Here is an 18038-nt window from a genome sequence, read left to right as displayed (position 1 = left end):
CCCCTTCGCTTGATGACGCTGTCGGCGCATTTCTCTTTGCAGTTGTGGGCACGAAACCGCAACAGCGGCCCGATGATGAGGTCCGTACCGACAAGAACTTGAGATGTTGTCGGCGGATTCAAGCACAATGTAAGAGTGAAGATTTTTATAAGCAGCGTCCGCAACGGACTCGAAGCCGAACGCGACGCACTTCCTGGCCTAATCATGGCCATGGGCCACGAGCCAGTGCGCTTCGAAGATTTCACCGCGCAGCCCATTCCTAGTCGTGAGGCATGCATTCGAGCGGTCGAGTCCAGTGATGCCTACCTCCTTCTTCTCGGCCCCCACTACGGCACCGTCTTTCCTGAGACAGGACGCTCCGCTACTCACGACGAATGGACTACTGCCGAACGCTTAGGGAAACCTCGCTTTGTTCTTCGGAAAACAGGTGTCGAGCTCGACCAACCGCAGCAAGTGTTTGAGAGAGCGCTCGGCGACTACGGGTCGGGTCGATTCTTCAAGTTCTTTGAGACAGTCGCTGAGGCGCAACAAGCTGCGGCTGGAGCAATCAGAAGCTTGGAGCAGTCTCCGGGGCTACTAGAGTTCGAACCACTCGACGGCATCGTGGATGTCGCTTGGCTAGATCGCAATAGCGCAAACAGGGGTTTAGGTTCATCGAGCGACCCCCTCTTGGAAGTGCACGTCGTTCCCTTAGACGGTCAGCCCTTGTCGTCGCGCATGCTGGAGCAGGTTCTCACCGGAGTCCCATCCCACGTACGTTCCGCGGGGTTAGTGAGCGCTACTGAAGCGCTCGATATCGACCAAGCGAGTGATGCAGTTCGGCTGAACGTCCCCCCGACTGCGACGGGAGGTTGGAACACCGTACGGAGCGGGTCACTCGCGACCGTCAGAGTGTCAACGGACGGACAGACAGCCATCGCATTTCGCCTCCCTAGCGACCAGATGGGCCAGATTTTGGACTCAGGGGATGCGACCGCTCGCGTAGCGTCAGCGCTTCGCCTTGTGGGCCAGCTCGACATGACAAGAGCGACCAAGATTGCTATCGGCATCGGGCTGAGCACGAAATCGATGGTGACGATCGGCGTGGCTGGGCAACCCCCACGTAACAGTGCGTCAATGACCATGGAGAGCGGGCCCGTACGTGTGTTGCCTGACGAGTCTGTGTCGCGCGCTGCGCTAGACCGAGGAGCGGACGAGGTCGCTGCGACTTTAGTTCGCTCACTAATTCGGAACTTCACGGAATCACATCGAAACTAGCCTCTAGACTTTGAACAGAAATCTGAAGGGCTCTCAATGCCAGCTACCGACCATGCCACTACGTGGAAAGCGCTCGAAGCGATCAGCGAAGCGATTTCTGGCTCCAACGAGTCCGCGAATTTGCGAATGTTGCTATGGGGCAGAGATGAATGGCCTTACTGGTACCGTGTGCTTCTGACCCAGATTCACGCCCTCACGGCGGAGGCTCCCATTGAATACATCACTAGCAGCGTGAGGGATTCCCGCATCAAAAGCGACGACATTTACGCCTTCACCGCTAATCTCGCAATTCACGTGCAGGTTTCGGGCCTAACTGATGCCGATCCTCACCAAGGTGCCACCGTACGGACGACGGCATGGCCACGAACCGATCTCACCGCACTGACCGTCGTCGACCTGAAGCCCTTCCCACTTGAGGACAGTGGAATGGAAGCGGCGGCGCGGCGCGGCTTAACTCTTGAACTGCACTATGGGGAGCGCGAGGCTCTCCGATTGCCGCTTCCGAGGTTAACCAGCAATCACGCGCTTGAGAGTCTTTACCCTTCCCTCCTGGCCGACCTCACCAGAGAAACTGTGTGACTATTGGCAGACGCAATCAACAGACGTAAAGCGCCACCCCTTTCACTCCGCAACGCTTAGTAATGGCCGAGTCGACGCAACTCTTTTCAAGGGGGCGCCACACGCCAAAATGCTCCCCCTTGCACCGAATCGCAGAGCCCTACTGCACAGCTTGAAAACTCCCCCTCGAATGATGATCAGCTCACCGAAGATCAGGCGTCTAAAGACTCAGAGAACTCGATCCCCTCAGGTAGACGAACAAGTTGCTCACCTCGCACGTCATTGTGGGTTGCCGATTCTTCGCACGAGCGACTGGCTCAACGATGGTCTCCCTGGCAGCCTGCGCCACGGACACTGCTAAACGATCCCAACGGTCTTTGGGACGATATCGAGCGCTTAGCGCCTGAATCGAGTGCTCCGTGACGGCTGGCCACTTCATGGGATCGCTCTAGCGCTCGGTCGGGCGAACTGGCCCTGCGGGTACGGAATTCCTAGTGGGCGAAGGCCAACAACTCCTGGCAATCTTGATCAGCGTCAGGTGCACTCCCTGCAAATACGTTTATGTTAATGAGCCGGATGGGGCTCGTCAACGAACAGCGTTGCAAGATTCCTGCCTCGTCATTCGCTTTAGCGACGCCAACACGAAAGTGCTGCCCCCGAAAGCAGGCCACGGACTACACCGCGCCGTTCTTGAAGACTGAATAGTCAAAGATTCCAACATTGCATTCGCCTACAAGTTCTTCTCGAAAACTCGCGGATGAGCACAGACGCAAGCGAGCGAAATGTGGAAAGTCTCACGCAGGAAGAGCAGCGATCCCCACATCCATTTCGCGTGCAGCACCAGACTGTCCTGAAGCGGGATAATGCGAGGAAGCGTGCTCGTGCCCCGTGGGCTTCACGCCGCCCCAGCCGACTGTTTCGGGAATGGGTTGGAATCGCGCTCAAAGAATACAATTAGGGCCTCTCCGTGAGATCCTTCAAATAGCAATGATCACGCCCCTGCGACTCCAGAGCCCAGTGACAGCAAGCCAACGAACTGGCAACCCACCGGAATCTCGTCTTCTACGAATCTCAGCGACTGACACTTGGATCACATCTGTATCGCATCACGTTACAATGCGTCTCTGGATCGGAAAGAGTCAATATCATAAGCGGCAATAGTTTGCACTCAGTTCGTGTATAACTAGACCCATGAACAAACTACCCGCATTCAGCGAAGCGCGAGTCCAGCCCAAGCTGGAGGAGCGCCCTACGGGACTTCCAGCGCGCGAAGATCTGGTGCGAAGCATGCTCTCCAAGACGCGACGTCACGGAACTCCAATCCGACGCGTGTTCGTTCAACTAGATCGTGCTCCTGGGTTAGCGAATCGCAGCAGCATCCTCGCGAAATTCCGCAGCTCTTCGCATCTCGATACGTTTCTTCTTATTCATGCACTGGCATCAGCCAAAGACCCGTACGAAGCGGTGTACCCAGCCGCCTCGTGGGCGCGCGCTCTCGGTCTGGATGAGAACACCGGCTCAAGTGCAGAGGATCTTACAACCGCGAAAACGCAGTGGTCCAAGAATGCGAGCAAACTTGTATCGCTGAACCTTATCGACAGGCAGCGCGCAGGCAACAGAGCTCGTTGGGTTCTTCTCGATGAATCTGGAGACGGTACGGATTACGTGCGGCCAAAGACAACCCGAGACGGTCATTGGTTCGTGCTGCCTGAAGCCTACTGGCTAGATGAGCACTACCGGACTCTATCGTTCCCTGCAAAGGTGATGCTCCTCATCGCACTTTCCAGCAAACCAGGATTTACCCTTCCTCTTGAAAGAGTAAAGGACTGGTACGGAGTATCTCGCAGCACCGCACAGCGCGGATTCGCCGAGCTCCAGAAGGTCGGCATACTCACATATACGCAGACTTGGCGAATCGACCCTAGTGACCCAAGCCAGTGGTCCGAGGTGCGTGAGTACGACCTCCTCGGCCCCTACTCGCCACTATCGATCAGCAAATCGATGCAGACGCGAGGAACAAGCAACCCCTCTGCGGGCATCGCTGGCGTCGACAATCCTGTCCAAAACGAGCTCCTTGCCGCGCCACCGCGGCCAAGGAAGACCAAATCAAAGAAAGGAGGTGGTAAGCAGTGAGCAAATACAAACACCGCCCACTCGGTCCCGGTGGGACCTGGAAAACTGGGCAACGCGTTCCCAACGCTGGCCAGTGGGTCGATCAGTTCGGCGAAGTTGACATCTTCTTCGCCGGCACGACGTTCCCGCCGTGCATCGGCCGCAAGGGCGAATGCGCATACCGCAACCCGGTGATCTAGGCCGCTGTAACGGCTTCACCAATCTGCATATCAGTAGACGGGGCGTGGGTCCATGGACTCGCGCCCCTGTTGCAAAAAACTCTTGCGGCTGGTGCAACATGACCCACCCTCGCACGTTTCATACAGCGCGGCAAGCTCACCTAATAAACCAAACTTGCTTCGATGGCGGTTCCTAAACATCAAACCACCACCAGTAACCTAAATCGCCACAAGTCAGGAGTCACCTCAATCCTCAGCAGCCCATTCTGTAGCTTGGGATTCTTGCGTGTAGAGATATCTTCTATTCGGCTCGCCGTACGCTCAGAAGTCTTTTTCGTCTTGTGCGGCCCCAATGTCCCTCGGGTTCGTCAAACTCACTCGACTCGGCTGTCTGATTCAATGACCGTGAGCGTGCGTTCTACTTCGGTACGCCCGGCACCATCGCATAAGCGGACTTCCCGCTTCCCCGGAGGACCGAGGCACCTCCGTGTCGAACAATTTGATCGCGTCGACCAATGTTCGGCTAGCCATTGCTGCTGTTATCCCCGATCCCCACTTTGCCGCCAACGAAAGCAATTGCGCCCAGAACGCCGACGACGATAACAGTCCCAACGATGCTTAGAGCTTTCATCGTGAATGACTTGTGTTCGGTATCTTTCTCGAAATCCCTGTTCGCAGCATTCCAAATCATGTCCAGAATTGCTTGTCGTTCTTCAGGGCTCAGGTCGTCTCGTTCGAGTTCACGTATGCAACTATCGCGATATTCTTGAAAAGCCTTATGAACTTTCTTTTGGCTCTTCCAATTGAGCTTTAGCGAACTCTTGAACTGCTTCTCTAACGAGGTCAGCGATTCCAGCACAAGTGATTTGAAGTCGGGAAGCTGCTCGATAAGTTTCAGTTGAACTTCTTTGCTCATCTCGGGCATCATCGCCACGAAATTGAGGAACTTCTCCTTTGAGAGATTTCTCCATGAGTCAATATCTAGCGACTTCTTGATCTCATCTTCGCTATCAAAATTCATGCTGACCTTCCAGTTTTCGCCGCTACATCTATCTTCGACAAGGGTCGTCTTGAACTGCTTTCATCTTCGCAGATCATGGCGGCTCGTGTGTAGATCCAGTTATGGAGTACGCAGTCCACGACCGCGCTCAAACCTTGAGACGGGACATAGCAAGCGTGCTAGGCCTTACCGGCCAGCTCACCTATAAGAGGAGCGGCCACGGGCCCTCACCGCACTGATAAGAGTCGTTATGTCATACAAACCCATGCGGCGCGTGTTGGCGAGAGATGGGTATTCTTCGAGTTAGGGGCCCGATTTCGACATAGCGAGCTACTCGCAGCCTCCCTATAGTGAGGTCGTGCGACTGCAATCGTCAGGCTGAGACTGATTCCCTTTCCTCCGAAGAACTATCAAGAATGTCGCGCAGATAGGGCTGTTGTCCAGCACAAACGGATTCCATGAACTGACGCATCAATTCCGCGCGTTTCATCAAAAAGGTATCGAAGTCGGGTTGCACGGCTTCGCGCAGCTCCCGTCCGTCAGGCTGATCATATGGCCCCGCGGCAGCTAAGAGCCCGTAGGGCACCAAGTGCGACTCCAACCGGTCCTTGATGTCGCGCGGCTGTGGCGCATGCTCCGCACGTTTCTCAAGGTAGGTGATCGGATCTAGTCGACCGATTGTGCGGTTCGTCTTCCAGGTGATTAGAACACAGTTGAGTGCCAGCATCGACTCAATACCTGCGTCGGACAGCAGCTGATTAGGAAAAACGTGGTGGTATTCGCGACGGACTACGTTGTCGGCAGACAACTCGGTATCGTCGGCGAAATCACGCGCACCAAAGTAGTTGGATGCGGCGAGGATGGCGCGCGATAGCGAATTCTTACCTCGCGGCCACCTCGCGCTTCTCAACTCACGCGCGTCTGGGAGCGGGAAGAGATCATCGTCAAACACCGGGATCGAGATTTTCGACTGGTCATCAGTCAGCACTGCCGCGAGCCCACGGTGGTCCGCCGCCGCGCGGGTCGCCGCCGTCGCCTCATACCGATTGGTGAAGAACGAGCGCCAGGCGTAGCGACGCATCAACGCATCGACTCTCCCACGCCGGTCTCCATCTTCCGGCTCATCCGCTAACAACGCCGCAATTACAGGGAAGGGAATCGCGCTTGGCAGCCTTTCGGCGTCATAGATGCGCATTGACTCCATAGTCTGAATGGCGCGACCTAGCCCGCGGGCCATTTTTGGCCAGTTTTCGACGAAGGTTTCGTAGTCCATTTCGAAGTACCCACGCTGGCTCGGAACCTTCCCTTGCAATAACGCCGAAGTCTGCAAAACGGCGTTATCTAGTGAGAGATACTTCTTCAGCCGCGGATACTCCTCGTCTAGCTTCGACTGCATTTCTTTGAGTCGCTGGCCAGTTGCCCCTTCCAGTTCCGCCACCACGATGTCATAAGGCGAAAGAGGCTTTGCGTTCGTGTTCATGTTGATGAATACGCTGAGTGCAGTCTCTTTGGTTGTCGACGATGGCAAGCGAAGATACGGGAGATTGAAGTGTTTTACCACTTCACGTTTTTCGTTGATGAGCAGCTTGAGCCGATCCCGCAACTCGGTGGCCTCACCGGTCAACTTTTTGTATTCCGCTATGTCTGTTACGTCGTCCCCCGGCTCAAGGTGCGCTGTCGCCTCCTCGACCCACGAGGTCGTTCCATCGTTCTGTGGGTCAAGCAGTCGCACTGGGATGAGTCCGCGCCGCAAGCACTCCTTGGGTGAATCGACCCACATTGGGAACCAAGTACCGTGCTTGTTTTTCCATCGCCGATCGGAACGAATCGCGACCGCTTTGTCGTCGTTTCGGGGATCGTCGTCTAGCTCTGGGAAGTGGACGAAGTAAGTCTGGGCGTCTTCGTTGTCCCGCAATGCTCGATAAAGTGCGGTCAAGCGTTGCTGTCCATCGAGTAGGTGCTCTGTGATCGTCTCTGAGGTTTCTGGTGCAGAAAACAGCGGGCGCGAAACGAACTGCTCCTTGCCTCCCACATCCAATACCAGCGCAACGCCAAGTGGGAGATCGTGAATGATCGTTTCCAGCATCGAGGCGACACGTTTCGATTCCCATGCCACCCCACGCTGAAAACTCGGTAGCCGAAGCTGCCCTCGGTCGATGCTGATGAGCCAGTCTTTGACAGTTCGGTTTTGCGCCTCGCTACCAACACCCATAGTTAAAACTCCCTCTTCATTTGCACCAGAAACGTTGCTCACTCCGTAACACAGCAGGCGGAGACATCCTCAACAGTATCTATTCCCTCGATAGCACAAGACTGACAAGCAGAGGCGAAGCCATGGCTAACCTCAATTCAGCCCGAAGAACCGCTCGAAGAACGCGCCAAGCTGGCTCAGGACCCGTTGCTTCTTCTCGCCGTGCCCGCCGTGGGTCGCGAAACGCGAGACGGGAGGCAGGATGCGCGTGACGGCTGTTCCGCCCGCCTGAATAGCACCATCACGGAACGCTGTGTCCATGAATGCGCGAGTCTCTTCCGGCTTGAGGCCTTCGGCCTCGATGATCGCGTCTAGCTCAGCGCCGCGTCGAGCGTCGATGAAGGCCCGCCACTCCTCATCGACCTCACCCGTGGTCGACAGCGAGTCGACAAAGGCTTCCACGAGGTCGCGCTTGTTGCGCAGCGAAGGCGAGGCATCGACCGCACGGGAGATAGCGGCCCGAATCTCCGTGTCGTCTCCGTCGCCTCGCTCCTCGCGGTACTTCTGAACCAGCATGAGGATGTAATCGACGTTGATCTCGACCTGCTTGATGAGTTCGATTTCGAACACGACGTCGTCGTTGATCGACTCCTTCTCGGCGTTCGTCTCTTGGCGGAAGTCTGCCCACAGATTCAGGTAAAAGCTGCGGTAGTCCTGGCTCTGCCGTTCGGTGAGAATCTCGTGTCCGGCAAATTCATCAAATGACGTGAGGATGTTTTGCAAGCGCAGAATCATCCCAAAAACAGCGATGAACTCCTTTTGCGCTGCTTCGCCGACGATGGGCACTCCGAGCGGGAACTTCTCTAGCAGCTCAGTGACCTTCTCCGCATACTCACCGTAGTACTCCGCATATGGCTTGAGCAGCACCACTCCGCGCGCGTCCTTGTTGCCGAAGAGTGCGATGGCGTCGTTGGTTTCTTCTTCCAGATTTCGGAAGGCAACGATGTTCCCGTAAGTCTTGACTGAGTTCAGGATGCGGTTGGTGCGCGAGTACGCCTGAATAAGCCCGTGGGCTCGCAGATTTTTGTCGACGAACAGCGTGTTCAACGTGGTTGCGTCGAAACCGGTAAGGAACATGTTGACGACGATCACGAGGTCGACCTCACGGTTCTTCATCCGCAGCGAGAGGTCTTTGTAGTAGTTCTGGAAGCCGTCAGACGAGGTGCTGTAGCTCTGCCCGAACATCTCGTTGTAGTCCTGAATGGCGTCATCCAGGAAAGAGCGCGCATCGCCACTGAGCCCGTCGGCATCGAAGGCTTCTTCGTCGAGCGCTCCATCCTCGACGGCCTCGTTGGAGGCGTACGAGAAGATCAACCCCACTTTGAGTCGGCTGTCGGGAGTGAGATCTTGTTGCTGGATGGCGAACTGGTTGTAGTACATCCGTGCCGCGTCGATGGAGGCGGTCGCGAAAAGTGCGTTGAATCCGTGTACTCGTTTGCCGTCGAGCGTGAAGTGTTCGGCACGTTTCGTCTTTTGGTCGAAGTGCTCCAACGTGTACGAGACGACCTGTCGCACACGTTCCGGCGCAAGTAGCGCTCGCTCGGTGTCGATCGCCGAAACCTGCTTATCGTCAACCGCACCGATCTTGATGGTGTTGACGTAGTCGATTCGGAACGGCAGCACGTTCTTGTCGGTGATCGCATCCACGATTGTGTAGGTGTGTAGCTTCTCGCCAAACGCCTGCTCGGTGGTTCTTAGCTGAGGGTTGCCGCCGCTGCCGGAGTTGGCAGCGAAGATCGGCGTGCCGGTGAATCCGAACAGGTTGTAACGCTTAAACGCTTTGGTGATGGCGGTGTGCATGTCACCGAACTGGGAGCGGTGGCATTCATCGAAGATGATGACGATGTGCCCGCTGTAGATGTCGTGACCCTTGTTTCTAGCGATGAACCCGGCGAGCTTTTGAATCGTGGTGATGATGATGCGCGCGCTCGGGTCTTCGAGCTGTTTCTTCAAGACCGCCGTCGACGTGTTCGAGTTCGCGGCACCTTTCTCGAACCGGTCGTATTCGCGCATTGTCTGGTAGTCCAGGTCTTTTCGGTCAACGACAAACAGCACTTTGTCCACGGACGGCAACCGGGAGGCGAGTTGGGCGGCTTTGAACGACGTAAGTGTCTTGCCTGAGCCCGTAGTGTGCCAGACGTATCCGCCGGCGCCAAGGCTGCCGAGCTTCTTGTAGTTGGTGGAAACGTCGATACGTTGCAGGATCCGCTCGGTCGCGACGATCTGGTACGGCCGCATCACGAGCAGCATCCGGTCGGCAGTGAGCACACAATATTTGGTGAGCACATTGAGCAGGCTGTGCTTCGCGAAGAAGGTTTTCGCAAAGGCGGTGAGGTCCTGGATAGGTTTGTTTTGCGCATCCGCCCACCAGGAGGTGAACTCGAACGAGTTGGAAGTCTTGCGCCGTGGCCCACTCGACTTCCTGCCGGCTTCGGCGAGGTGCTCACGCCGGGTGGTGTTCGAATAATACTTGGTGAGCGTGCCGTTAGATATGACAAATAACTGCACGTACTCAAACAGGCCGGAGCCTGCCCAGAAGCTGTCTCGCTGGTAGCGGTCGATCTGGTTGAACGCTTCTCGGATATCGACGCCGCGCCGTTTCAACTCGACATGCACCATCGGCAGCCCGTTGACGAGCACAGTGACGTCGTACCGGCTCGAATATTTCGCCGTTCGCACATCCGCGTCTGTCGGCGCATCGGGGCCGCCAGCAACCTCGTACTGGTTGATCACCTGCAACCGATTGTTGTGGATATTCGACTTGTCGGTCAGAGCGATGTTTTTGATCGACCCATCGTCGCGCTGCAACAACTGCACGTGGTCCTCGTGAATGCGCACCGTCTTGTCTGCAATGCCGTCGTTGGCCCCGGCGATCTTTTCGCCAAAGAAACGGTCCCATTCGGCATCAGAAAATTGGATGCCGTTGAGCGCCTCCAACTGCACCCGCAGGTTGGCAACAAGCTGCTCTTCGCTGGTGATCGGCAGGTACTCGTACGCCTGAGACTGCAGCAAGCGGATGAACTCGCGTTCGAGCTGATCCTCCGACTGATAGCTCGACGCGATCGCGGCATCGGGAACGAACTCGGCCACGACGGTGCTCTCCGAGCTGACCGCGATCGGCTCGAACCGCGCGCCGCTGCCCGGCACCCCAATACGGCTTCCAGTCACGCCGCCAACTCCTTGAACGTGAGCAACTTGTCGCGGTAGTACTCGTACTGCTTCCGCCGCGCCGCGAGCTCTGCAGGAAGCCCGATGCTCAGGTCATTCACGAGTGCATCAAACCTCTCAAGTCTCGCCGCGATCCTGCGCTGCTCATCGATCGACGGCAACGGCATCTGCCAGGCGAAAAATGCCTTGGAGTCCACGGCGGCCATCGACCCATCCGTGCGCACGCACTCGAAGCGAATCCGTTCGCTAGCGGCCTGGAGCGCTTGATACGCATAACTCGCGTCGACTCCATCGTGCGGACTCAGCGCCCGGATGTCCTGATTGACGGTTGTAGCAACATTGACCAACGCGATCGGCAGACGCCGACGAAGAATATTCGAGCGCATGATCACCGCGACCGAAGGCGCAGGGATCACTTTCAACGAGGTCTCCCTCAGCGCTAGATCGGTGATTCGCCCTCGAATGCCTTCCGTCGTCGAGTCGCTTACGTCCATCGAAGCAAGCCACGGGATAGATCCTGACGCCCAGTAGGCGGGGTTTGACTTTGAGGGTGTCATCCCCCCGAACCATTTTCCCAAACTTCCGACTTCTACCAACTCGGCATCGATTTGATCAAGCTCAAGTTGTCGGTAATGAACGTACTGAATCCGGCGCGCTTCCAGCTCCGCTTCCAGCTCCGCTTCCAGCTCCGTTTCCAGCTCGGTGAAGTGGTCCAAAATCCTCACGATCTCGCGTTGCACCTCCAGCGGAGGCACCGGCACCCGGTATGCACGGATCATCTGCAAATTTAGCCCACCCCGCGAGCCATCCCCCGACGAGACCTCTCGGAGTTGGCGATACTGAGTACAGAGGAAGTAGTACAGGAAGTCGGAGTCCACCGAGTCCGCAACGATAATCGACGCAAGCGATTGATTGGTGCAAAGCGGAATACGTGTACGGGCAACCATGCCGCGAGTCTTGCCTTGACCTGCCAGAGCGACTGTTACCGCCCCCGCTGGCACCATCTTGGTGCTGGTGGCTTCGTAGGCGGCCTGAGTGATCAGCTTGTCAGTCGAATGAACCGTGCCTTTGTTCACCTCTCCCGAACTCATCCACGGAATTGAGCCGTCCTCCCAGTACTCCGCCACGCCAGACTTCGGAGTCGCTCCTGCCACGACATTCGAACTAACACGAGCGTCACCGATGGGAAGATGCGGGACTCCGTGCGGGCACAGCTCGACGAGCAATCGATCTAGTCTGCTCACGAGCCTGTTTCCAAATTCGCAACGATCTCGTCGATCGCCGTGCGCAACTCCGCCTGCCGCGCCACGATGCGCTCGATCTCGGCGTTCAACTCCGTGATGTCGACCACCTCGCGGGTATCTTCCTGCGCCACATACGATGACACGGCGATGTTGTACCCGTTATCGGCGAGGTCGCCGTTGGGGACCAGCTTCGCGAAGTGCTCGGCGTCGACTCGGGTGGTGAAGGCATCTAGAATCTTGCTCTGGTTAGCCACCGCGAGTTTGTTCTTGTTGCCGCCGCGGCTGAACTCTGCTGAGGCATCGATGAACAGCACCGAGTTGTCGGTCTTCGACTTCTTCAACACGATGATGCAAGTGGCGATCGTGGTGCCGAAGAACAGGTCGGGCGGTAGCTGGATGACCGCATCCACGTAGTTGTTATCGATCAGGTACTTTCGGATCTTCGCCTCGGCGCCGCCGCGGTACAGCACGCCAGGGAACTCAACGATCGCCGCGGTGCCGTTGACCGCCAGCCACGACAGAATGTGCATCGTGAATGCGAGGTCGGCCTTTGACTTCGGCGCCAGTACACCCGCCGGGGCAAAACGCGGGTCGTTAATGAGCAGGGGGTTGGCGTCGCCGTCCCACTTGATCGAATACGGCGGGTTCGAGACGATCGCCTCAAACGGTTCGTCGCCCCAGTGGGCCGGGTCGGTCAAGGTGTCGCCGTGGGCGAGGTTGAACTTCTCGTAGTTGACGTCGTGCAGGAACATGTTGATGCGCGCCAGGTTGTAGGTGGTCAGGTTAATCTCTTGACCGTAGAAGCCTTGGCGCACGTTCTCTTTGCCGAGCACCTTTGCGAACTTCAACAACAGCGATCCGGAGCCAACGGCGGGATCGTAGACCTTGTTCACTTCGGTCTTACCGACGACGGTGATGCGAGCTAGCAGCTCCGACACCTCTTGCGGCGTGTAGTACTCGCCACCCGACTTCCCGGCGCTCGATGCATACATCTGCATTAGGTACTCGTAGGCATCACCGAACAGGTCGATCGTGTTGTCGTCGAAGTTGCCCAGTGGCAGATCACCGATCGCGTCGAGCAGCTTCACCAGCTTCTCGTTGCGCTTCGCGACCGTCTGGCCCAGCTTCGGACTGTTCACGTCGAGATCGTGGAAGAGGCCCTTCAAGTCGTCCTCGCTGTCGGTGCCGACCGCCGAACCCTCAATGTTGCGGAAGACGGCGTGCAGTGTCTCGTTGAGATTCTCGTCCTGCTGCGCTCGCTGCTGAACGTTGGCGAAAAGCTCGCTCGGGAGGATGTAGAAACCCTTTTCCGAGACCGTCTCCTGGCGTCCGAATTCGGCATCAGCGTCGCTCAGTGTCCGGTAATCGAAGTCTGCGGTGCCTGCCTTGCGCTCTCCGGCGTTGACGTAGGCGGTGAGGTTCTCTGAGATGAAGCGGTAGAAGAGCATCCCGAGCACGTAGCTTTTGAAGTCCCACCCGTCGACGCTGCCCCGCAAGTCGTTGGCAATACGCCAGATCGTCTTGTGCAGTTCAGCGCGTTGCGATTCTTTGGTTGTGGTTGCCATTAGCGCGACACCGCCCACGAACAAACGTTGGGTGACCTGCGGTTTTCACGTGTGGTAACTCGCGCCATTCGTTCCATGTCTCCTCAACAGCAACGCACTAGCGGCTATGTCCACGGTGCGCTCTCTCAGGCTACCGCTGACCCCCGATGTTGATAGGCACCCAGTTCGGGTGAATGTCGGGCCGACGGCCTGCAGCGGCTGCGACTGAGGCCCGATTGGGCGCAGATCATAGGCGAGCTTCGACAACGCGACTTCAGCGCACTTCACGAGAGCGCCCACTGGAAGGCCAGCGACAACTAAGGGACACCAGAATCCCTAGGACAACAAACTGTAGCTGAGGCGGGATTCGAACCCGCGACCTCACGATTATGAGTCGTGCGCTCTCACCAACTGAGCTACTCAGCCGCATCATCCAATTATTGGATGAGCGAGCCCCCTATGGGAATCGGACCCATTACCTCTTCCTTACCAAGGAAGTGCTCTACCAATGAGCTAAGGGGGCACACAAAAGCGCATATCGCGCGATTGGCACCGTAAGAGACTAGCACCCGTTTAGGGCCCCAAAGTACGGTTTTGGCCGAAAATTGGTCGCTACAGAAGATTAGTTGACGGCATTTGTGGAGAGCCACGCATACGGGTCGACCGGAACCTTGTCGAGGTGAATCTCAAGGTGCAAGTGGGCTCCGTACGAAATCCCGGTAGCACCAACAAGGCCGACGAAATCGCCGACGTTTACGGGATCGCCGACGACCAATGGGCTCGAATCGGTCACCATGTGGGCGTAGAGGGTATCGACCTGTTGGCCGTTCACGATGTGACTGATGATGGCGTGATAGCCGTAGCCGGAATAGTCGGCCTGGATATAGCTGACCACACCATCAGCAATGGCATAGATCGGGGTTCCGTAGGCTGCAGCGAAGTCGGTGCCCTTGTGGAATCCGCTGGAACGGTAACCAAATCCGTCTGTGATGGGAACCTCATAGGGGAACGGCCAACGAATAGCCCCGGCAGTTGCGCGGTATTCGTAGCTGACCCCTGCGTACTGAATGGCAAGAACTTCGGCATAGGAGATGACCTTCAAGTCATCGTGTTGAGCAAGATCGTTGACGACCTGATCCGAAACGGCCAACGACTGCGGTGTTGGAGCTCCGGCAGCGATATCCGAAACATCGGCGGGCGCGACTGACGCAATCGCACTATCGCCTGAGCTGACAAAGGCATTCGACGGCACCGACACCCCAACCAGGAGCGCACCAGCGAACAACATCGCAACTGACGAGAGCGCCCTAGATGCGAGCGCCTTACCTCGGCGCTGCGGGGGTCCGCTGGCGGAGAAAGTTGCCGGAGAAACCCGAATTCGCTTCGACTTGACCTTCGACGGACGTGCTTTTCGTACCCGAGGCGCTGTCGCAATCACGGGTGCTGCCGGCGCCGCTGCCGGCGCCTCCACCGGCTGCTGCGTGCTGTGCTTCGACGGACGGGATTGCGCTGCTCGTTCGCGCTCACGCATTTCTCTGCGAGTAAGGGGCATGCTGTCCCCTGTTCCCGGTTGCTGTGGGAACGAAGTGTCGAAGCTCACTTGCTGAGCTCCATTTCACGTGAGGAGAATGTCACTGCGGCACGGATGCTCGTCAGTGACATTCTTCTCCTCCACGCGATTCACTTGCTAGGTGTGAATGCATAATTCGGGTATTCGCCTACGCACGTACGGGTTGTACGCAGGCAACAGATTCGTAAAGGCTAGCGTGCAAGTGGTCTACTCGCCACCCCCTTTTCAAGTGGTCTACCTAGTCGTCCAATTGCGCTAGTTCTGCTTCCAGAAGCGCCGCAACATCGGGGTGTGCCGCCAAGATAAAGTCCTCGCCACCGGCGTTTTTTCCCCAACCTTTCACTGTCGCTCCGGCCTCGTGAGCGATGAGCGCTCCTGCCGCGTGGTCCCACGGGCGCAGGCTTCTCTCGAAGTACGCGTTCACGCGCCCCGATGCGACCATGCAGAGGTCTAGTGACGCGGTGCCCATTCGGCGAATGTCTCGCACCCGGGGAATCAGTTGGGCAATGACCCGGCCCTGCTCGACGCGGGTCTTCTCAAGATACGAAAATCCTGTGGCCACAAGCGCTTGAGAGAGGTCTACTGGCTCGGCAACCTGCAGTCGCTCACCATTCAGAAACGCGCCTCCTCCGACGCTAGCGGTGTACGTTTCGCGAGCACCAGGATTCACTACGGCACCAGCGAGCGCACGCCAGGTTGCAGGGTTTGCTTCGCCCTCGACCACGGCAATGCTCACGGCGTAGTGCGGAACCCCGTATAGGTAGTTCACCGTTCCATCAATGGGGTCGACAACCCACGTCAGCCCACTCGTGCCGGTGGATGCTTCGCTTTCTTCACCAAAGAAACTGTCGTCGGGTCGTGCTTCAGCAATCAGGCTGCGAATGAGTTGCTCACTCTCGCGATCTGCGTGAGTTACGACATCCACTGACGACGACTTGCGGTCGGCAACAGCAACACCCTCGCGGCGACGCTGGGCGACAAGATCAGCGGCCTGTGTTGCGATGCGAGTGGCAAGGTCTAGAAGTTCAGTGTTGGACATGCATTAAGCCTAGGGCGCGCCAGCATGCGCGACTGTCGGTGAGAGGACAGCGGATGCCTCAGCTCACCATCGCGAAAGCACAACGCAGCGCCGCCGCGGTGGGGTAACCCGCAGGTGATGCAGTAAGTGGTGGCGAGTGAGGGATTCGAACCCCCGAATGCGATGCAGTCTGATTTACAGTCAGATCCCTTTGGCCACTTGGGTAACTCGCCGAGACGCCTCCGGCCACATGTATTCATCTGACCGAACGCGCTGAACCAGAATACAAGGAATCCGAGCGCCGCGTGACCACATCGCCAAAAACTAGCGATGGGAGTTCTGCGCGCTGCGCGGGTAGCATGGGTGTATGGCTGATTCTTCGTTTGACATTGTGAGCAAAGTTGACCAAATGGAGGCGGAAAACGCCGTCAACCAGGCACAAAAGGAGCTTGCTCAGCGGTATGACTTCAAGGGCGTTGGCGCTTCGGTTGACTGGACCGGCGAGAGCCTCCTGTTGAAGGCAAGCTCCGAAGAGCGCGTGAAGGCGGTTCTCGAAGTCCTCGAGGCCAAGTTCATCAAGCGCGGCATTTCGCTGCGCAGTCTAGATGCGGGTGAACCCTTCGCCAGCGGCAAGGAGTACCGCATCGAAATCAGTTTGAAGAACGGAATCTCCTCTGAGGACGCCAAGAAGATCGCGAAAGTCATCCGCGACGAGGCGCCCAAGACGGTGAAGTCTCAAATTCAGGGCGACGAACTGCGGGTGCAGTCCAAGAGCCGCGATGACCTTCAGGCGACAATGGCGCTGCTGAAAGGCAAAGACCTCGAAGTTGCCCTCCAGTTCGTGAACTTCCGCTAGCTCCTCCCCCAGCAGCGTGGACCTCTTCCTGCTGATTTTTGCGGCAACTCTGCTCGTTGCTGTGCTCTTTTCGGCCCTCGCTGGCCGGACCATCCTTTCTGCGGCTGTCTTGTTCCTGATTGTCGGCTTTGTGATCGGCTCTGAGACGACGGGCATCCTGAGTTTCGATTCGGGTTCAGAAGAAGTTTCGACAATCGCCGAGATTGCCCTCTTTGTGGTGCTCTTCACGGATGGCATGAAGATGGGGTGGGCCGACCTGCGTAAGGCCTGGCGGCTTCCCGGTCGCGCTCTCGGTTGGGGACTGCCCCTGACCCTCGGCATCACCGCGGTGCTTGCGCACTATCTCGTTGGGCTCGACTGGCCTGCCGCGCTGCTGATTGGTGCGATTCTTGCGCCGACCGACCCCGTCTTCGCGGCAGCTCTTGTCGGCGATAAGCGGGTTCCGCAACGCCTACGACAACTGCTCAATGTGGAATCGGGGGTGAATGATGGTCTCGCTCTGCCATTCGTTATCGTCTTTCTCGCAGTCAGTTCCGGATCGGAAGAGCTGCACCTTGGTGAACTCGGTATCGAACTGGTTATCGGCACGCTCATCGGAATCGCCATACCGTGGCTCGTCATCAAAGCGCTCCACACCCGCCTCTTCGCGACCGCTGGAGTCTTCGAACCTCTCGTACCCATCGCGATCGGCCTACTCGTCTTCGCGCTCTCAACCACGCTGCACGCCAACCTCTTCTTGGCAGCCTTTGCTGCTGGGGTTACTGTCGCAACGGTCGGTCAGAAGGAGCGTGAAGCTTTCGAAGAATTCGGAGAGATCATCTCTGAACTTCTCAAGTTGCTTGCCCTCATGATTTTCGGCGCCCTGCTGTCGTTCAAGTTTCTTGGCGAGATCGAGTGGACTGGTTGGGTGTTTGCGATCCTCGCGCTCATCGCCGCTCGACCCGCAGCGCTCTACATTTCGTTCCTCGGCTCCGGGCTCTCGATGCGGGAACAACTGGCCGCCATGTGGTTCGGCCCCAAGGGCTTCGCGTCAGTGGTCTACGTTCTCGTAGTTGTTACCGCTGGCATTCCCGAGGGCGACCTCATTTTCCATCTCGTCGCGCTCACCATTGCGCTGTCGATCATTGCCCATTCCTCCACGGACGTTGTAGTCGCCCGATCCTTCACCCGGGCAGACGAAACTCCGGCCTGGCAGGGGCCGCCGCTCAGCAATGGCAACGGTGTTGACACCGGCACCGGTGCTGGCAGCGCGAGCGGATAACCGTCTCCGTAAATCGCTAG

Annotated in this window: 13 protein-coding genes and 3 tRNA genes; 6 read left to right on the top strand and 10 right to left on the bottom strand. The window is 57.4% G+C overall.

All coding sequences use genetic code 11. From position 1 onward, the window contains the following. Positions 1–135 precede the first annotated feature (135 nt). The 4 genes from AC061P_RS01805 to AC061P_RS01790 all read left to right on the top strand — a co-directional run bounded on the left by AC061P_RS01805 (position 136) and on the right by AC061P_RS01790 (position 4127). Positions 136–1257, top strand: coding sequence for a DUF4062 domain-containing protein (locus tag AC061P_RS01805; protein WP_480391653.1), 1122 nt, complete (start codon positions 136–138; stop codon positions 1255–1257). A 36-nt stretch (positions 1258–1293) separates the two neighbouring features. Then, positions 1294–1836 (top strand): hypothetical protein, encoded by a 543-nt coding sequence (locus tag AC061P_RS01800; protein WP_480391652.1) that lies wholly within the window; start codon positions 1294–1296, stop codon positions 1834–1836. Positions 1837–3006: 1170 nt separating this feature from the next. Beyond that, positions 3007–3948, top strand: a complete 942-nt coding sequence (locus tag AC061P_RS01795) for a hypothetical protein (RefSeq protein ID WP_480391651.1) — start codon at positions 3007–3009, stop codon at positions 3946–3948. Next, entirely contained in the window at positions 3945–4127 is a 183-nt protein-coding gene (locus tag AC061P_RS01790) for a hypothetical protein (RefSeq protein ID WP_480391650.1), read from the top strand. The genes AC061P_RS01795 and AC061P_RS01790 overlap by 4 nt, the downstream gene beginning before the upstream one ends. 502 nt (positions 4128–4629) lie before the next feature. Here AC061P_RS01790 and AC061P_RS01785 read toward each other — a convergent pair. From AC061P_RS01785 to AC061P_RS01740, 10 genes are all read right to left on the bottom strand, one after another. Continuing rightward, the gene (locus AC061P_RS01785; protein WP_480391649.1) at positions 4630–5127 is read right to left on the bottom strand and encodes a hypothetical protein; all 498 of its coding nucleotides are present in this window, start codon (positions 5125–5127) and stop codon (positions 4630–4632) included. Between the two features lie 352 nt (positions 5128–5479). Next, a complete protein-coding gene (locus AC061P_RS01780; RefSeq protein WP_480391648.1) occupies positions 5480–7360 on the bottom strand; it encodes a GmrSD restriction endonuclease domain-containing protein in 1881 nt (626 codons plus the stop codon). Between the two features lie 90 nt (positions 7361–7450). Further along, positions 7451–10525, bottom strand: coding sequence for a type I restriction endonuclease subunit R (locus tag AC061P_RS01775; protein WP_480391647.1), 3075 nt, complete (start codon positions 10523–10525; stop codon positions 7451–7453). Then, a complete protein-coding gene (locus AC061P_RS01770; protein ID WP_480392152.1) occupies positions 10522–11652 on the bottom strand; it encodes a restriction endonuclease subunit S in 1131 nt (376 codons plus the stop codon). The genes AC061P_RS01775 and AC061P_RS01770 overlap by 4 nt, the downstream gene beginning before the upstream one ends. 113 nt (positions 11653–11765) lie before the next feature. Continuing rightward, positions 11766–13334, bottom strand: coding sequence for a type I restriction-modification system subunit M (locus AC061P_RS01765; protein WP_480392151.1), 1569 nt, complete (start codon positions 13332–13334; stop codon positions 11766–11768). 331 nt (positions 13335–13665) lie between these two features. Further along, positions 13666–13739, bottom strand: a tRNA-Met gene (locus AC061P_RS01760). Positions 13740–13764: 25 nt separating this feature from the next. Beyond that, positions 13765–13836, bottom strand: a tRNA-Thr gene (locus AC061P_RS01755). Between the two features lie 99 nt (positions 13837–13935). Beyond that, complete coding sequence (locus AC061P_RS01750; RefSeq protein WP_480391646.1) at positions 13936–14865, bottom strand: M23 family metallopeptidase; 930 nt, start codon at positions 14863–14865, stop codon at positions 13936–13938. Between the two features lie 256 nt (positions 14866–15121). After that, entirely contained in the window at positions 15122–15922 is an 801-nt protein-coding gene (locus tag AC061P_RS01745) for an inositol monophosphatase family protein (protein WP_449648434.1), read from the bottom strand. A gap of 127 nt (positions 15923–16049) precedes the next feature. After that, positions 16050–16134, bottom strand: a tRNA-Tyr gene (locus AC061P_RS01740). Positions 16135–16268: 134 nt separating this feature from the next. Between AC061P_RS01740 and AC061P_RS01735 the strand changes: the two genes are divergently transcribed. Both AC061P_RS01735 and AC061P_RS01730 read left to right on the top strand, forming a co-directional pair. After that, entirely contained in the window at positions 16269–16757 is a 489-nt protein-coding gene (locus tag AC061P_RS01735) for a YajQ family cyclic di-GMP-binding protein (protein ID WP_449648435.1), read from the top strand. A gap of 16 nt (positions 16758–16773) precedes the next feature. Beyond that, complete coding sequence (locus AC061P_RS01730; protein ID WP_449648436.1) at positions 16774–18018, top strand: cation:proton antiporter; 1245 nt, start codon at positions 16774–16776, stop codon at positions 18016–18018. Positions 18019–18038: the final 20 nt, after the last annotated feature.

Source organism: Rhodoglobus sp. G.S.4, assembly GCF_056619605.1.
The sequence above is the reverse complement of the archived record's forward strand: the minus strand, read 5'-3'. Positions and strand labels throughout refer to the sequence as shown.